The following is a 17,292-nucleotide window of genomic DNA, read 5'->3' as shown; positions in this document are numbered from 1 at the left end:
GTTGAAAGCAAGCTTTCAACGAAATCCGCTCGACTTGCATGTATTAGGCACGCCGCCAGCGTTCGTCCTGAGCCAGGATCAAACTCTCCATAAAAGAGATCCGAAGATCTCATACCTTACAGATAAGCTAAAACAGCTCATTCTTTAAAACAAATATCTTGTCGGATCGACGCGATCCATATGTTCAGTTTTCAAGGAACTTGTTTGTCACTTTCTGCGGTGACAAGTGTTTATATTATCAGCTTTTGTCGATGATGTCAACACTTTGTTAACTCTTTCTTTCAATTGCTTGAGTTGAGTGTTTTCGTTTGCTTCAAAAGCGACAAGAAATAATGTAACACAGCCGTAAACAAAACACAACAATTATTTTGGAAAAATAGGATCTCAGCATCATTATTTCCCTTAGTTGAAATCAAGAATGCATTATTGTCCAGATGTGATGCTGCATACACTGTTGTAATAGGAACCAGGAATGCTACCTTGTAATCATCTGTCCGGATGATCAATCCCCTGAATGCTAATGCTACCAACAGGTTCCGAAAAGTTCTAGTCTCGAACTTATACAATAACCAGGTGACGACCTCGTGCTGTAGTCTGATACCTCCTTTTGCAGCAAATGAGATACTAAGTAGAGAAAATTTTCATTTTTCCAATAGATATATTTTAGAGGCAAATAGAATCGTTAATCACTGCTTTTTGAATAACAAACCTCTTTTAAGCTCGGAGACTATTCGAAATATAGATAAGCTTGAAGTTCATTATGCTGAAAAATCAAAAAAGGAATCGGTTACGGCAAGCCGCATGCGATTCCTTGCTTCCAGCATTCTCGAAAGAATTGACTACTCGCCTAAAAGCCTGGCAAACTCATCCTCATCTTCGATAACGGTCACACCCAATTCACGGGCTTTGGTCAGCTTGCTCCCCGCACTCTCCCCGGCAATAACGTAGTCCGTCTTCTTGGAGACGCTGCCGCTCACCTTCGCGCCGCAAGCTTCCAGCTTTCTGGCCGCTTCTTCCCTGGTCATGGACGTCAAGGTTCCGGTCAAGACGACGGTCTTGCCGTTGAAAATACTATCGGTCCGGATCGGGGCGGCATGCTCGGCTTCTGCTTTCACACCCAACTCCAGCATGCGCTCTATGCTCATAATCGAAACAGGATCGCGGAAGTAATTGTAAATGCTCTCGGCTACAATCCCTCCGACATCCGGCAGAGCTATTAACTCTTCTATAGAGGCATTCCGGATAGCTTCCAGACTGCCAAGGCTGTCAGCCAGCATCTTGGTCGTCGCCTTACCCGTATTGGGAATTCCAAGCGCGAATAGGAAAGCGGCAAGATCACGCTCCTTGGATTTCTCCAGGGCGGCAATCAGATTATTCGCTTTTTTTTCGCCAAACCGTTCGAGACCGATCAAGTTATCATACGTTAACGTATATAAGTCAGAAGGATCACGGACACCGCATTCTTCAAACAGCTGTTCCGCGGTCATTACACTGAATGACTCAATATCCATGGCATCGCGCGATGAGAAATGAGTGATCCGTCCAATCGTTTGCGGCCTGCAGTTCAGCTTATTCAGGCAGAAAAGATGAGCGCCGCGAAGCTCAAGCTTTGTGCCGCAGGATGGGCATTCGGTAGGGATCGTAATTTCCTCCCCGGGCTCTTCATCCACTTTGCCGAGAATCTCGGGAATAACATCGTTGGAGCGGCGAATGAAAACATGGGTGCCCAATGCAAATTTAAGGTTTTTACGTTCAATATCACCAGCATTGTTCAGCGTACAGTTCTGCACGGTGACTCCGGCCAGTTCAACCGGCTCCACACGCGCAACCGGGGTGATTTTGCCTGTACGCCCCACTTCCCAGGAAACTGATTCCAGTCGTGTCGTCGTTTCCTCGGACTCGAACTTGTACGCAACGGCCCACCGGGGGAATTTGTCCGTATAGCCCAGTACCTGGCGGGTCCGCATATCCGTCAGCTTCACGACAGCACCATCGATCAGATAATCGAGCTCAGCACGCTTAAGAGCAATCCTCTCCAGCTCCTCTTGAACCTCTTCGATGGAATCGAAATAAGCCGAATACGAATTGACTTTGAAGCGGTTCTCCTTCAGAAAATCCAGCATTTCACGATGATTATCGAAGGCAACACCTTCCGCATAACCCACATTGTAGAAAAAGGCGCTCAGCTTGCGTTCAGCCGTCAGTCGCGGATTCTGGTTGCGCAGAGCTCCCGCCGCGGCATTGCGTGCATTTTTGAGAGGCTCAGCCGCCGTTTGATTGTAGGTATGCAGGATAGACAGATTCATAATCCCTTCACCCTGGACCTCTATAACCCCATCCTTGAACGGGATCGTAAGGGGAATGGATTTGATCGTTTTTACCTGGGCCAGAATGCCCTCTCCGGTAACGCCATTTCCCCTTGTCGCTGCCTGAACAAGCCTGCCTTGATCATAGGTAAGATTAAGGGTAAGACCGTCAAACTTCTGCTCGATGACGTAGGTTGGATCAGGAAGCGGCGCCAAATCAGGGTTCTTGGCATTGTAGTCGGCGATTGACTTGCATACACGGTTATTCCATGTAACCAACGCATCCTGGTCCTGCGCTTTGTCAAGACTCCACAACCTCGAGAGATGACGATGCGGCAAAAATCCTTTAAGAATATCCCCGCCTACACGCAGAGTAGGCGAATCGGGCAGCACATGAAGAGTTGTCTGCTCCAATGAAACCAGTTCGTAATAGAGCGCGTCATAATCTTTATCACTGATGGTTGAATTATCCAGTGTGTAATAGTGGTAATTGTGCTGCTCAATTAGGTCAATCAGCTCCCGCATACGTGCCAGCTGCTGCGGCTCGATGCTGTTTTCCGGCTGGATTGGGGTGGTCATCGGACGAATCTTCCTCTCTACACGTCTTATCCTTCTATAAACCAGCATAAGCCAACAGGCTTTATAACATACCCTTAACCCGCTTCTGCTCGCAGGATCAGCATCGGCACGGGGACAGCGCACCCCAGCTAGCGGCTTGATTAAGTGAAAAGCTGTTCTTAGACATCAGCTGCGCCGACTTGTCTTGTATGCAGAGTAGGCGAATCGGGCAGCACATGAAGAGTTGTCTGCTCTAATGAAACCAGTTCATAATAGAGCGCGTCATAATATTTATCACTGAATGAGGAGGCAGCCTTAATATATAGCTCTTAAAGTAATACGAGATTGTCACTAAAGGTTCATGGCGCAGCGCCTGAATTATAGTTCTTCGGCATCATGCAAGCCTATACTTTCGTAATGGGAGCGAAGCTGGCCAGCAGCTTCTTAAGCCCGACCGGGGCCGGAAAAGCAATCTGCAGTTCCTTGTCGTTGCCGCTGCCGCGGACGGCGACCACCGTCCCGACACCCCACTTGGCATGCGAAACCTTGTCGCCTGCCGCGAAATCGCGTGCCGCTTCCCCGCTGGCCGCTGCCGCGCCGCCCGACGCGCGGGCTGCATCAAGCGGCGTGCTGACCCTTACGCCGCCTGCGCCGGCCGCAAGCCCGCCTTGCGCCGCCTGCCGGCCCGCAGCTCCGCCGCGAAAGCCAAACCCGGCCGCGCTGCCGCCTGCGGCTCCGCCATAGCGGCTGCCCCCGCCGATACCGGCGCCGGCCTGCCGCCCCCCGTAGGAGGATGAGGCGACCGCCTTCACCTCGCCGGGCACTTCCTCAAGGAAGCGCGAGGGCGGGTTCGCGCTGGTTCGCCCAAACAGCGTTCGCATCCGCGCACAGGTAAGGTACAGCCGCTCCTCCGCCCGGGTAATGCCTACATACGCGAGGCGGCGTTCTTCCTCCAGCTCGTCATTGTCCATTAGTGTACGGCTGTGAGGAAAGACGCCTTCCTCCATCCCAATAATAAAAACAACCGGGAACTCCAAGCCTTTGGCACTATGCATGGTCATTAACACTATCGCATCCTTGACTCCGCCATCAGGCTCTTCCTTGTTCATGGAATCAATGTCCGCAATTAGAGCCAGATCTGTCAGGAAGGATACCAGTGATTTGTCCTCGTTGCGTTTCTCGAAATCCTGGGTTACGGACAGGAACTCGTCGATATTCTCCAGACGCGCCTTGGACTCCAGTGTATTCTCACGCTCCAGCTCATCGCGATATCCGCTCAGTTCCAGCACCTTCTCGGTTAACTCGGTCACGGACAAATACTCGACCATGCGCGTCACGTTGTCGATAACATCGCGGAATTCCTTCAGTGCGCCGCGCGCCCGGCCGGTGATATCCAGCCAGTCCAGCTGCTCCAGGAGGGCGAATATGGAGATGCCCTTCTCCCCCGCCTGCTCCGATAGTCTGGCGACGGTTGTATCGCCGATCCCCCGCTTCGGTACGTTGACGATCCGCGCGAAGCTGATGTCATCGTCGGGATTGGAGATCAGCCGCAGATAAGCAAGCAGATCCTTGATCTCTTTTCGGTCGTAGAAGCGAATGCCTCCCACGATCTGATAAGGGATATCGGATTTGATCAGCGTTTCCTCTATAACCCGTGACTGGGCGTTGGCCCGGTACAAAATGGCATGATCGGCAAACTTGCGCCCTGCCGATACATTCTTGCGGATTTCCGAAGTGATGAAATAGCCTTCTTCATGCTCCGAATCCGCCTGGTAGACCGTAATCGATTCTCCCTCTCCCCGGTCTGTCCAAAGCTTCTTGGGCTTGCGGCTGCTGTTCTGCTTGATGACGGCATTCGCCGCATTCAGAATATTGGCCGAAGAGCGGTAATTCTGCTCCAGCAAAATCGTTCTCGCTTCCGGATAATCGCCTTCAAAATTCAAAATATTGGTGATATCCGCGCCTCTCCAGCGATAAATCGACTGGTCGCTGTCACCGACAACACATATATTGTGATGCTTGTCGGCAAGCATTTTACACAGCATATATTGGGCCCGGTTCGTATCCTGATATTCATCCACGTGGATAAAGCGGAACTTGTTCTGATAAAAATTCAGGACATCCGGCTCATCGGTGAACAGCTTGATCGTCATCATAATCAGGTCGTCGAAATCCAGAGAGTTGTTGCTCTTCAGCCGCTTCTGGTACGACTTATATACTTTCGCGACGATCCCGTCGAAATAATCACCGATTTTGTTCTCAAACCGCTCCGGCGTAATCAGTTCATTCTTCGCTCCGCCGATTGCGGCCTGTACGCTCTTGGGCTCAAATTTCTTGATATCAATATTGAGATCCTTCATGCAGTTGCGGATAACAGAGAGCTGATCGGCCGAATCCAGGATAGAGAAGCTGGAGGAAAACCCGATCCGGCTGATATCTCTGCGCAGGATGCGGACGCACATGGAGTGAAAGGTCGAGACCCAGATATCCTGTCCGCTCAGCCCTACCAGCGCCGACACCCGCTGCTGCATCTCTCTTGCCGCTTTATTCGTGAATGTAATGGCCAAAATACTCCATGGCGCTACACGCTTCTTCTCAATTAAATAGGCAATCCGGTGCGTCAGCACACGGGTCTTGCCGCTGCCTGCGCCGGCCATAATGAGCAGAGGGCCATCCGTTGCCTGCACAGCCTGCTGCTGCGGGGGATTCAATTTTTGAACCGCAGCGTCGATTCCAATATGATTTAGCATAGAGTTAAACAAGCTCCTTTCAGCTTGTCGGGAAACCCGATTCATTATGATTGCATGTAGGGATGAAATGATCTGTGTTCGCATTTGTTCGCCTATCTTCAGGATAGACAACACGGGGGACAGTGTCAATCGTAATCCTTTGCCTGAAGGATTTTTTTAGGTACAAAAAGCCCTGCTTCGCAAAAAGCAAATTTCCTTCGGCAAGAAGAAACGGCTGTGCCGTCCTTTTTGGCGGCAAAGTGAGTTTCTTCCCTTAGAAATATAAGCAAAGTATGGAGGGATTTTATACTTTCTTATATTTAAATGAAAACGGCTTTCGTAGGCGAACTTACGAACCTGATTCGCTTACGAAAACCGTTTTTATCCCAACTTCACTTCCACACCGCGTACAGCTTCCACTGTCTGCAATGCCTGCTCCAGGTTCTCGTATACCGCATTGCCGACAACAACCGTATGGGCTGCCTCTGCCGCCTGCCGCGCCTTCTCCGGAGTATCGATGCCGCCGCCATAAAATAATTGCGCACCCTGCAGCAGCCCGCGTACCCGTCCAACCAAAGCAATGTCCCCAAAAATCCCGCTGTATTCCATGTAAACCACCGGAAGATGCATCAGCCGGTCCGCCATATAAATATGGGCTTCCACATCCTCGATGCTCAGCTCTGTACTCGCTTCAGTGAGTTTGGCCGCTGTCGCTTGACTGTTCAAGATCAAATATCCCTGTGCGCTCGTCTCTTTCCAGGGAATAAAGGCACCGAATTTGCGCAGCGCCTGTACTTGACGTCCCATCATCCATTCCGCACTCGGCGTATTCAGCACCAAAGGTATGAAATAATGGTCGAATCCCGCTACAACCGCATCCTCGTCTGAAACTTCCAGCGCGCACGGCACCTCATACCGTCTGATCCTTGATAGAAGCTCCACTGTATTGTCATAAGTAACGCCGGTTGATCCGCCAACAATAATGCCGTCCGTTCCTGACAGACAAATTTCGTCAAGGGCTTCATCCGTCAGGCTCCGGTCGGGATCCAGCTTGAATATATGTCTCCACGTGCTGTAAATCGCCGCTTGCATGGTTTTCCTACCTCCAACTTCTACAATTCCAATGCTTCGATCCGCTGGATGACGGCAAATTCATTGGGATAGAGCATGAGGTATTCGGTCAACCCCACCATCCGGAACAGTTTCTCATAATGGGGAGTCACTCCCCAGGCAAATGTATGAACGCCAACCTTGTGGCCCATTCTGGCGAGCCGGATGAGAACAGCCATGCCTCCGCTGTTTATATAGGTCACCTGCGTCAAATCAAGCGCCATGAAACGAATGCTTTTGCCAAGCTCCACCTCATTCTCCATTCCGGATAACAAACCATTCTCTGCGGATTTGGTCAATTCGCCGCTGAGCTTCAGCACGATGCCGTTGGGAAATTCCCGGATCTCCATCTTAAAGGGTTGTTCCATCGCTTTTGCCGCCTCCTTCCCAATTTAGTATGTTTAGAACGGTTTGATTTTTCTCAAGAAATAAAGCTCTGTATAAAATCCGCGTTCATCGCGGCCTGTTGCCCAGTAATCCGCCAGCGAATCTATGATAACCAGTCCCCATCCCCTGGGATCCTCGGACTCGCGTTTCTTGGTCATTTCTTCTTCTTCCTTGGAAGCCCGTGGAAAATAGCCGCCGCCTTCATCATATATTTTGCAAACCGCCAGGCGGCTGCCGATCTGGGCAAGCACCGTCACATTCGTGGAGGGATGAAGTTTGTTGCCGTGCTCGATCGCATTAATCATGGCTTCGGCCATGGCGCTTTGCACATCCTCGCGAATTTTCGATTCCGGCCAGCTTTCCTCAATCCATTCGCCCAGCTCCAGGGCAACCGCCCGTTCCTCGCCCAGCCGGCTGGATATCGACCACTCCCGGGACATGAACTGGTTTTGGATAAACTGCGCGGCATCTCCGCGTTCTGATGCCACCACATCCAGCTGGGAGAGAGCGCTTCTGTAAGGTCCGGCAAGCTCCAGAATCACAACGGTGCGGTCGTCGCTGCCGGCGCCGCATCTTTGGTCCATCCGCTTGAGCCAGCTGTCTACGAGCCGCACAATATCCTCATTTGCTTTCCAGGTGGACAGCTCCGCTTCGAGTCCTTCGAAGCTGTACATTTGTCCTTCCTCATCCACAGCCTCAATCAATCCGTCCGTATAAAGCACAAACCGATCGCCGGGGTGCAGCTGCAGCGAAATTTCCTCATATGCCGCTTCGGCATCGAATCCGATCGGCAGCGAGCTGCAATCCACGGCGCGGACGCCTCCATCCGCTTTAACAATATAAGGAGAAAGATGCCCTGCACTGGCATATTGAACCGTATCCGCCGTCAGATCGATGACCCCGACCCCAATGGAAACCGAACCTTCGTTGCCCATGGCCTCACAGATTTGGCGGTTCATTCGCTGAAGAACCTTGGCCGGATTTCCGTTTCGCCGGATTTCCGCCCGGAACAGCAGCAGCAGGGCTGACATCAGCAGAGCTGCCGGCATGCCTTTTCCCGAAACATCCCCGATCATGACGGCAAAGCGGCCGGGACTGAGCGACACCACATCAAAAAAGTCACCGCCCACTTCCCGGTAGGGCTGACAGCGCGCCGCAATCCGATAGGACCCTATCGTCAGATCCCCTGGCGGCAGCAGCTTCTGTTGTACATTATACGCAAGCTTAAGCTCACGCTCCAGTGACTCGTACTCCCGGTCGATCCGGCTCTGCAATTCATTAAAGGCCACAGCGAGCTCACCGGCTTCATCATGAGAGATGACCGGCATCTTGCCGCTCAACTGCTTGCGCCCACCGACCAGCCCCCTGATATTGCGGACAAGCCCGCGCAGCTCTCGTCTGAATTGCAGCGTCACATAGTAAAACAACGCAAGCCCCATGACGAAATAAAACAAGGCAATCTGACCGAATTTGATCGTGTATTCCGGATCATGCGAGGCTTCGGCCATAACGGCAAGCTGAAACAAATTCAGCAGGGCCACCAGAAAGGTGCTGGCGAAGGTGAAAAGGAGCGGATGCGCAATCGATGCCCGGCCGACGAAGCTCCCGGGCCAAGGCTGCAGCTGCAAAATAATAGGACGCAGCAGCCACCGGACCGATGTGAAAATAAGAATGGCAACCGTAATCGCCAAGCTTACCTCGCCGGCAACCACGCCGATAACCGAAAGCCAATCGATCTGCTCCCAGCCTTGAACCACGCCCGTACGTATCAGAAGAATCCCGTGATAGATGATCAACACAATCATGCCGGAAACGGCCAGACCAAGCAGCAGCTCGTATGGGAGACGAAACAGCCGCTCAAGCGCGCTGCGGGTGCGCTGCTCCGAATTATGGCCGCCCATTGCCAGAAAAACCGGCCCAAGGCGCCAATTCGAAACAGCGGCCAAGGCGAAAGCCGCCGCAATAATTCCCAGCAGCGTCGCCGGCAGAGTAACAGGCAGCAGATCGTGTATGGAGCGGTTAAAAATGAAAATGTTCTCCGCATGCAAAATCAGCATGCCCGCCAGCAGCGAAAAAAAATAAACCAGCAGCAGACGCTTAATGAGCTTCCGCCCGGGGAGTATCGATAATGGAGAGGAGGATATCGGGTTCATCTCCATAGCAATCGTTTAATCTCCTCAACCGGCTCTGTACCCAGCTCCTCCATGCACATTCTCTCCAGACGCTTGTACCATCCGATGGCTTCCGATCTGCGGCCTTTATCCAGATAATGACGGATAATCGTCTCATATGCCTCTTCCTGCTCAGGACGCAGGGCAATCCATTCACCCAGACACTGCTCCACCATCATATCGTCCTGCATGTCCGAATAGTAGATAGCCAGCCGCTTGAGCATAATCGTCTGTCTATCCATCATCTGATCGCGCACCCGATCAAGCCATTCTGCGCCTGGAAGCTCTGTGCCCAGCTGCCCGTATAACGGAAGAGCCTCTTCGTACAAGCGGCAGGCCGCTTCCCGGTCGTCCACCCAAAGCTGGTCGCCAACCCGGGACAGGGTCATAAAGGTTTCGGCATCCACCTGGTCCACCATATGCTCATCCACGGCAATCAGCCCCCGTTTGGCATAAACAGGATCCACGGATATTCCCATATCCTTCAGGGATTGCCTCAAATCATGGAGAGTAACATACAGCTGATTGGATCTTTTGGCCGGGTCACCCTCCCCAAACACACGGTCGATGACCTGCTCCCGGTTCGCCTTATAGCCGGGCTGGAGCAGCAAATAAACAAGGAGTTCGCCTGCCTTGCGCCGCTTCCATACAGGCTCGGCTACAGTGCCGTTCTGCAGGGAAGTGAAACTGATTCCGTCGATCAATTTGACCCGCCATCGCGGTGGAGCCAAGGGGAAATCATCATCCGCCTCTTGGATTGCTCCCAGGGATGCTTTCGATTTTCCGTCACGACCGGCCGGGTCAGGAGTAATCGGCTGCTGATTGGGGCCGGCATCCGGGTCAACTGCCGCCGTACCGGTGGACAAAGACTTCATCTCCAGCAGGGAAGACCCAAGGTAAGCCGCTGCCCTTAATGTTGCGGGAGTTGCCACCAGCTGATGCAATCGCTCCACCGTCTCAAGCGCAACCTCTGCAGACTCTGCCTCTCCCTTCGTAATCGACTGGCTGGCTCTGGCCGCAGCCGAATAGATCTGAATTTCGATATCATCATCAAACAGCGACTCCGGGTTGGGGTCTGCCGCTCCCATAAGCACAGCCCTGCAAAGGTAAGCATATCTGGCGGGCAGCTGCTTGATAAGTGGCTCTGTAGCTGCCTGGTCTTTCAGAATTTGGTATAATGCTTCGCTGTAGGGCTGCTCTGTCATGTTCCGGTTCAGCCAATGCATCCACAAGTTCCATTCGGGCTCCGCAACCGACTGATTATTAAAGAGCAGGCGGTCCAGCAGGACAAAACCCGCCCACACAGGCTTGCCTTCCTGCCGAAAGCGCTCGGCCGATGCCAGGAAAAGAACTTCGGGGACGGAGTGGTTCTTCTCCAGGGTTTCGCTTTCATTGGCTTCCGCCCTTGCGATTGCCCACGGCACGAAACCGCTGCATGCCTCGGGTGTGCGCGCCCATTCCTGACGGAGAAGTTCTACTAACGGACGTGATTCCTGGACGTCGCCCACCTGCTCATAGAGGAGCGCCAGCATACCCAGCATCGCCAGCATCGAGGCCTCGTCCGCCTGTGCGGCGAAGCCCTTCAAAGCCATTTCCAGCAGCTGCTGCGTCTCGACCAGCCGCCCGTGAAGCAGTCCATCCTCGCACTCCGCCCGCAGCAGCAGCGGTGACTTCAGACGAATGTCTTGTGGAATTTCAGCCAACTGCTCCATGGAGAGGGTTCTTCCATCAAGCAATACCTGCTCCATATTCAGTGTTTTACTTAACCAAGCATCGTTATGCAGCAGTGGTTTATCGTTTTGTCCATTATGCATCCTCGCCACATTCACCTTTACCTGCCAAGCATTTCACTAAAATCGCCCTGAAAAGCTTGCAGAATAGAGTTAATTAATGCTACTATTCGCCCTGTTTCACGAAATTCCTTCCCTGCCATAAGCGTTTTGCAGGCAGGCTGAAGCGGCATGAAGAGGGGAAGAGGGAGACTCCGGTTGCAGTCTCCCTCTTCCTCTTTCTTTATTTTACCAGTTGACCGCGTGTGACTCCCAGCTGATTGGTCGCTTTCAAGCTGCGCCATACGCGGGTACCGCTGATCCGTCCGGCAATGGCGTCGCTATAGAGATCGATAACTTCATGCACCTTCTCAGCTGTTTCTTCCAGAAATTCAACGCGGAAGGAGGATACGCCCAGATCCATGAACTGCCCTACATATTCGGCGCCCGACTGTTCAATGGCATTATAGACGGTATTCCGACAGCCTTCATCCACACGGACCGGATGCGACATGCCGATCCGGTCCTGCAGGGAAACGCGCTTCTCTTCGCAGGGACGGCCGCAGTTGGTGAAATCGGTCCCTTCGCTAAGGAAGGTGCAGTACACACAGTGCTCGGTATGGAACATCGGCAAATGCTGATGAATGACAACCTCCAGCTTCGAGGTGTCAGAGCTGCCCAGCAGATCAAACATTTGCTGAACGTTCAAGTCATAAGACGGTGTAACCAGACTGCAGCCCGCATCGGTGAAAAGCGAGGCTGCCTTATGGTTCGCGATATTAAGCGAGAAATCCCCGATTAATTGGGGGAATGGCTCTCCAGGCCGCTCGGCCAGCGCCTTCAAATAGTAATAAAGCGCTCCCGTATTCCGGACAAGCACAGCATCCGGCTGCAGTTTCAAAATATTCGCATGGTAGCCGTTCTCACCAGGCATATGGATACGCGGAGTGGCGAGCGCGATCGGCATGCCGGCGCTTCGCGCCAGTTCAATGGCGGCGGGGAACTGCTTGATGAATTCGAAGTCGGCATAAACCATGCCGACCTGCGAATGCACCGCCGCCTCTACTTGAGGCAGGCTGCGGCACAGCGCCGTCAGCCTGGCCGCTTCAGAGCGGGGCGCAGCTGCGCGTCCAGCCGGCGCCGCTGCTGCCCGTGGTGCGGCCTGCGGCGTCGATATGCCGCTGCCCGGCGACTTCATCAACGGACTGGCGGCTGATCCCGCCGAATCCGCGTACACATCAACCGTCCGTTTTACATAGACGGGAGGTTTGGGTCTCTCACCCGTAAGCTGCTCCACCGCTTCGCGGCGCATGCGGTTCAGCTCCCGAATAGGCACGATCAAATCGCCCATAAGCTCCGCTTCCAGCGATTCAAGCTGATACACCGTGCCTCCAAGACGGCCCAACTGCTCTTCCAGCAGCGCTTGGTCCATAGGGCGTTTTTGCGCCTGCTCCAGCGGCAGATCGGATACAACCTCTACAGTTGTACCCTTCTGTACATCCGTCCACCAGGTATGCAGGGGCTGATCCAGCTGCCCTCGGACCGAGATATGAAGCGGGAACACCCGATACGGCTTCTCCGTCTCGAAGGAAGCGCGCAGCCGCTTGTCCAGGGCCGGATCACTTGTTTTCCAGACACGGTCACCGACATGAACACGGTGCAGATCAACATCGCTGCGTCCCGGCACAATATCCAGCAGAATACCTTCCTGGGCTTCGCCCTCCAGCTTCACGCCCTGCCGGCGGATATCATAGACGCGTCCGCCCTCTTCCTTCTTGGTCGGATCTCCGGCGTCGAAGACAATGCCGTCGCCGCGTTTGAGCGGAGCCTCCAGGCGGCAGACAACGCCGTCGCGAAGCACCCGTTCAACCCGGCCCAGATAAACGCCGCGGCTCTTGGGGAATGTGCCTTCGACCAGCTGCTTGTTGTTCGTTCCGCTCAAGAAGCCGTGGGTAAAGCCGCGGGAGAAGCTTTGCTGCAACTCTCTGACTTCTTCCCTGGAAGGAGCCGAGCGGTCGCCGTCGAAATAACGGTCAATCGCCTTGCGGTATTTGCTCACCACGTTCGCCACGTATTCCGGAGTTTTGAGCCGGCCTTCGATTTTGAACGATGTGACGCCCGCTTCAATCAGCTCCGGCATAATATCGATAGCGGCCAGGTCCTTGGGCGAAAGCAGATAGGTCACATCCCCCATCGGCTTGTGCACGCCGTCAACCATCAGATCGTAAGGCAAGCGGCACGCTTGCGCGCACTCACCGCGGTTCGCCGAGCGTCCGCCCCACATTTCGGAGGTCAGGCATTGACCGGAATAGGAGACACATAGCGCGCCATGAACGAAAACTTCCATGGGAAGCTTGGCCTGTTGACCAATCGTCTTGATCTGCTTCAGATTGTTCTCCCGCCCCAGCACGACCCGTTCAATGTCGAACGGCTTGGTGAATTCGACCGCCTCCGGCGAAGTAATCGTCATCTGGGTTGACCCATGGATCGGAAAATCCGGGGAAATCTCCCGGATCAGCTTGACCAGTCCCAGATCCTGCACGATCACGGCATCCACACCCGCGTCGATACAAGCCTCGATCAGACGTTTGGCATCTTCCAGTTCACTCTCAAACACCAATATATTAAAAGTTAAGAAGCCCTTCACACCATAGCTGTGAAGAAAAGCCATGATTTCCGGAAGCTCCTCCGTCAAAAAGTTGTTTGCCCGCGCCCGCGCGTTGAATTTCTCAACACCAAAAAACACGGCATCCGCTCCATTGGCCACCGCCGCGCGCATACAATCCCAATCGCCCGCCGGTGCAAGCAGCTCAACATCTTGCCTGTTCAATGTTACCATCTTTCCTTCTCGCCATCCTATCTGTTCGTTCCTATTTCTATAATTGTACCAGAGCAGACAAGATGATTCCACCAGCAACTCATGCAAGTGTTACCAGCATTTCGTCTGCAGAGCGCCTTCTGCTGCTGGAGTGAGCGCTTTCAACTATTGGCCCTCTTTTTATGTCATTTTGCTATTGCCTCTTCTGGCCCTTATACTTCATTAATGGCACATGTTATAATAATGTCATTCACAAGCTGTCCAATACGATTGGGAGGTATCTGAAAACTTATGAAACTTGGTGTATTTTCTGTATTATTTGCGCAAAAAACATTTGAAGAGTCTCTCGATTACATCGCATCCAAAGGGTTGGATGCCATCGAAATCGGTACAGGCGGATACCCGGGCAACGCCCACTGCGATCCCGCTGAGCTCTTGGCCGATGAAAGCAAGCTCAAAGCGTTCAAGGATGCCATCGACGCACGCGGCCTGACGATCAGCGCATTCAGCTGCCACGGAAATCCGCTGCATCCGCAAAAAGCGATTGCCAGCGAGCATGATGCTGCGATCCGCAACTCCATTAAACTGGCCTCGAAGCTTGGCGTAACGGTTGTCAACACATTCTCCGGCTGCCCGGGCGACCATGAGGATGCCAAATATCCGAACTGGCCTGTCGCGCCTTGGCCAAATGACTATCAGGATATTTTGAAATGGCAGTGGGAAGAGAAGGTCATTCCTTACTGGTCCGAAATCGCCAAGCTTGCTACCGAGCATAATGTGAAAATCGGTCTTGAGCTGCATGGCGGCTTCTCTGTCCATACCCCTGCTACGCTGCTTCGTCTTCGTGAAGCTGCCGGTGACGCAATCGGCGCCAATCTTGATCCAAGCCATATGTGGTGGCAGGGCATCGATCCTGTACAGGCTGTACATATTCTGGGCCGTGCCGGAGCGATTCACCATTTCCACGCCAAGGATACTTCGATTGATCCGATCAATGTCAACAGCCATGGCGTAACCGATATGCAGTCCTATACGTTAATGCTTGACCGCGCATGGCAGTTCCGCACCGTCGGCTATGGCCACGATATGAAAACCTGGGCTGACATCATCAGCGCTCTTCGTCTTGTCGGTTATGATTATGTAGTAAGCATCGAGCATGAAGACGGCCTGATGTCCGTTGATGAAGGCTTTACCAAAGCGGTCGAAAATCTGCAGCAAATCCTCATTCGCGAGCCTGTTGGCGATATGTGGTGGGTGTAGTTCCTTTAAGAAAAATATTAAAACTCCAGTCCCGCTTTTATTAGGCGGCGCTGGAGTTTTTTTCTGAGACTGCGGACGCATTCACTGCGGTGCTGACACACGTCTTTTTGAAATAGAAGAAGAGTATACAAGAGAAGGAGAGCATACAAGCCCTATCCTCCGGGGTGGTATGACTGCCGATTTGACCCTTATTCCTTCACGAAAGACTCGAATATATGCTGTAAAATAATATAGGTCTGCTCATGTGTGAGCCGTCCCTTCGGATCAAAGCTGCCTTTTCCCGTTCCATTCATAAGCTGCAGCTCGACTGCCCGATAGACCTGCCCGCGTGCCCAAAGTGAAATCTGTCCTTCATCGGCAAAAGCCGAAATAGCTCTGTCCTGTTCTGCTCCCGCTGTCCCCTCTACGGATTTATTCAACAGATCAAACAGCCGGATAAGCATTACTGCCGCCTCCTGCCTTGTAATGGTCTGATCTGGAGCAAAGGCATCAGGGGATGTCCCCACGATAATTCCGGCATGAACCGCTTTGGATATGTAATCGTCATCAATGTCCTTGAAAGGTGTCGGGGTCGACTCCAAAGGCCTGTCAAGTATGTTCTCGCATAGTTGGGCCGCCATCACGGCAAAACCGTAGCGGCTGATCACCTCCTGATAAGCCTCATCGAAGAAGCTGCTGATGATTCCGTTGCCTTTCGCTTTCCGGTAATCGCCAAGCGCCCAGGCGCTCACCTGCTTGTTCTTATCAGGATTTACCACATCGACAAAAATCGTCTGCTTCTCCTGAAAATATGATTTCAGCACAATGCGCGTCTGCCCGATGCCCTCCGCTTTAATATTTCCCTGCCTATCCACAGCTGCAACCTTGGGATTCTCCGATGCAAAGCTGAATGCTCCCTCGGCGGAATCCGTGCCTGCCTTTATCCTTGTCGCCAGTTGGACCTCTTCTCCCTGATTCAGCTTCATTTCCTGGGCTCTAGATTTCACAACCGGCAGCATTTGAAAAAAAGTCGTGTTGAAATTCACTTCGGCTGCCTGGCCGCTTCTGTCGTAAATCCCCGTTATGCGGACACTGAATTGATCATTGTCTTCAATCTCGGAAAGCTTGTCCGGTCTGAAAATAATGCAGAACGGAATGCCGAAGCCGCTCGTCTCCACGTTCATGTATTGGCCTTCCTTATCTTTATCCAGCGTCTGAAAGCTCCATGTCTTCTGGTCTTTCGTCCGGGTGAGTGTGACGCGTATCCCGGCCGTTTGCTGATTGTCGTAGATATCGGGATTAAGCGATACCGACCAAGCGTCCCACGGCGCAAATATTTCACGCGGAAAATATCCGGAGGAGGGCCAGCTTACATAATCATAGCTCACTTCCGCCTTCGGGCGATCATGATTAAACGCATACATGGACGCGTAGGGGTATAAATGCTCGCTGTTTAACGGTACGAATCCAAACATCGTTTTCTTCATGGCCGGATTCAAAATCCAGCGGCGATGTCCGATTCTGTCAATATTGCTCGTATCGCTGTCGGACATATAACCCAGAACATTGCTGTACAATGTCGGATCCCCGGCGTATAAATTACTGGAGCCTGCACCTTTGTAGCCGAGATTGAACATCTCCTCCTCCATATCCGGAGGTCTTGTCGGCGTATGTGTCAGCTTATCGTTGACGGCATTGACCAGCGCCGTTGTCTGCTGCTGCAGCTGCAGGCTCCAGTCCGGTTGAATGTCATCCGGGAGGCCGGCCAAATATCTCACAAAATTAACGGCTTTGATTCCATCCAATATGTAACCGGATTCAAGTTTGCCTGCCGCATAAGGCGATGTCAGTTTAGGCTGCATTTCATAAATTTCGGGTGTGTTCATATAATCGAAACCGATGGCCATTGGCTTGTATTGGTTCCATTTTTGCATAATATCCTGTTTGGTGCGCTGCTGAGAGCTCTCCTGCACATTATTGCCGTTCACGGCTGCTGCTCCAGCAGCACTAATAATAACGGTCATTAACAGTCCAAGGAAAAATATTTTGGATTTCCACGTCATCGCGTACTCAACTCTCCTTAAGTAAACGGCTATTTATAGAGAACGTTCACAAGTGCACACATCCACATTTTCCTATTATATCGTATATGCGATGCTGTCCACCATATTGGGCTTGCCATCTGCCGGAAATATACGCGGTGAT

At 52.5% G+C, this 17,292-nt stretch carries 9 protein-coding genes and 1 rRNA gene; 1 reads left to right on the top strand and 9 read right to left on the bottom strand.

The features are described 5' to 3' along the window. From AC0YNV_RS20670 to AC0YNV_RS20635, 8 genes are all read right to left on the bottom strand, one after another. A 16S ribosomal RNA gene (locus tag AC0YNV_RS20670) occupies positions 1-94 on the bottom strand; the annotation flags it as partial. 745 nt (positions 95-839) lie between these two features. After that, positions 840-2,885 carry an NAD-dependent DNA ligase LigA gene (gene ligA / locus AC0YNV_RS20665; protein ID WP_475769694.1) on the bottom strand — a complete coding sequence of 682 codons (2,046 nt, stop codon included), beginning with the start codon at positions 2,883-2,885 and terminating at the stop codon, positions 840-842. A gap of 383 nt (positions 2,886-3,268) precedes the next feature. Next, complete coding sequence (gene pcrA, locus AC0YNV_RS20660) at positions 3,269-5,614, bottom strand: DNA helicase PcrA (RefSeq protein WP_475769693.1); 2,346 nt, start codon at positions 5,612-5,614, stop codon at positions 3,269-3,271. 360 nt (positions 5,615-5,974) lie between these two features. Then, entirely contained in the window at positions 5,975-6,685 is a 711-nt protein-coding gene (gene pcrB, locus AC0YNV_RS20655; protein WP_475769692.1) for a heptaprenylglyceryl phosphate synthase, read from the bottom strand. 20 nt (positions 6,686-6,705) lie between these two features. Then, on the bottom strand, positions 6,706-7,071 hold the full coding sequence (locus AC0YNV_RS20650) for an STAS domain-containing protein (protein WP_210038954.1): 366 nt from the start codon (positions 7,069-7,071) through the stop codon (positions 6,706-6,708). Positions 7,072-7,104: 33 nt separating this feature from the next. Beyond that, positions 7,105-9,249, bottom strand: a complete 2,145-nt coding sequence (locus AC0YNV_RS20645; RefSeq protein ID WP_475769691.1) for an ATP-binding SpoIIE family protein phosphatase — start codon at positions 9,247-9,249, stop codon at positions 7,105-7,107. Continuing rightward, positions 9,240-11,075: an AfsR/SARP family transcriptional regulator gene (locus AC0YNV_RS20640; protein ID WP_475769690.1), complete on the bottom strand. Its 1,836-nt coding sequence runs from the start codon at positions 11,073-11,075 to the stop codon at positions 9,240-9,242. Before AC0YNV_RS20640 ends, AC0YNV_RS20645 begins: the two co-directional genes overlap by 10 nt. Positions 11,076-11,274: 199 nt before the next feature. Then, positions 11,275-13,869, bottom strand: coding sequence for a U32 family peptidase (locus AC0YNV_RS20635; protein ID WP_475769689.1), 2,595 nt, complete (start codon positions 13,867-13,869; stop codon positions 11,275-11,277). A gap of 270 nt (positions 13,870-14,139) precedes the next feature. Here AC0YNV_RS20635 and AC0YNV_RS20630 point away from each other — a divergent pair, with 270 nt between their 5' ends. Further along, positions 14,140-15,108, top strand: a complete 969-nt coding sequence (locus tag AC0YNV_RS20630) for a sugar phosphate isomerase/epimerase family protein (protein WP_210038958.1) — start codon at positions 14,140-14,142, stop codon at positions 15,106-15,108. Positions 15,109-15,296: 188 nt separating this feature from the next. Here the strand turns inward: AC0YNV_RS20630 and AC0YNV_RS20625 are convergent, their stop codons facing one another. Beyond that, positions 15,297-17,150: an S-layer homology domain-containing protein gene (locus AC0YNV_RS20625; protein WP_475769688.1), complete on the bottom strand. Its 1,854-nt coding sequence runs from the start codon at positions 17,148-17,150 to the stop codon at positions 15,297-15,299. Positions 17,151-17,292: the final 142 nt, after the last annotated feature.

Source organism: Paenibacillus sp. JT31N11 (assembly GCF_056269285.1).
This window is presented reverse-complemented; position numbering and strand designations above follow the sequence as displayed.

Coding starts and splice junctions, on each gene's coding strand:
- ligA (WP_475769694.1), bottom strand. CDS start 2,885: ATGACCACCCCAATCCAGCCGGAAAACAGCATCGAGCCGCAGCAGCTG.
- pcrA (WP_475769693.1), bottom strand. CDS start 5,614: ATGCTAAATCATATTGGAATCGACGCTGCGGTTCAAAAATTGAATCCC.
- pcrB (WP_475769692.1), bottom strand. CDS start 6,685: ATGCAAGCGGCGATTTACAGCACGTGGAGACATATATTCAAGCTGGAT.
- AC0YNV_RS20650 (WP_210038954.1), bottom strand. CDS start 7,071: ATGGAACAACCCTTTAAGATGGAGATCCGGGAATTTCCCAACGGCATC.
- AC0YNV_RS20645 (WP_475769691.1), bottom strand. CDS start 9,249: ATGGAGATGAACCCGATATCCTCCTCTCCATTATCGATACTCCCCGGG.
- AC0YNV_RS20640 (WP_475769690.1), bottom strand. CDS start 11,075: ATGCATAATGGACAAAACGATAAACCACTGCTGCATAACGATGCTTGG.
- AC0YNV_RS20635 (WP_475769689.1), bottom strand. CDS start 13,869: ATGGTAACATTGAACAGGCAAGATGTTGAGCTGCTTGCACCGGCGGGC.
- AC0YNV_RS20630 (WP_210038958.1), top strand. CDS start 14,140: ATGAAACTTGGTGTATTTTCTGTATTATTTGCGCAAAAAACATTTGAA.
- AC0YNV_RS20625 (WP_475769688.1), bottom strand. CDS start 17,150: ATGACGTGGAAATCCAAAATATTTTTCCTTGGACTGTTAATGACCGTT.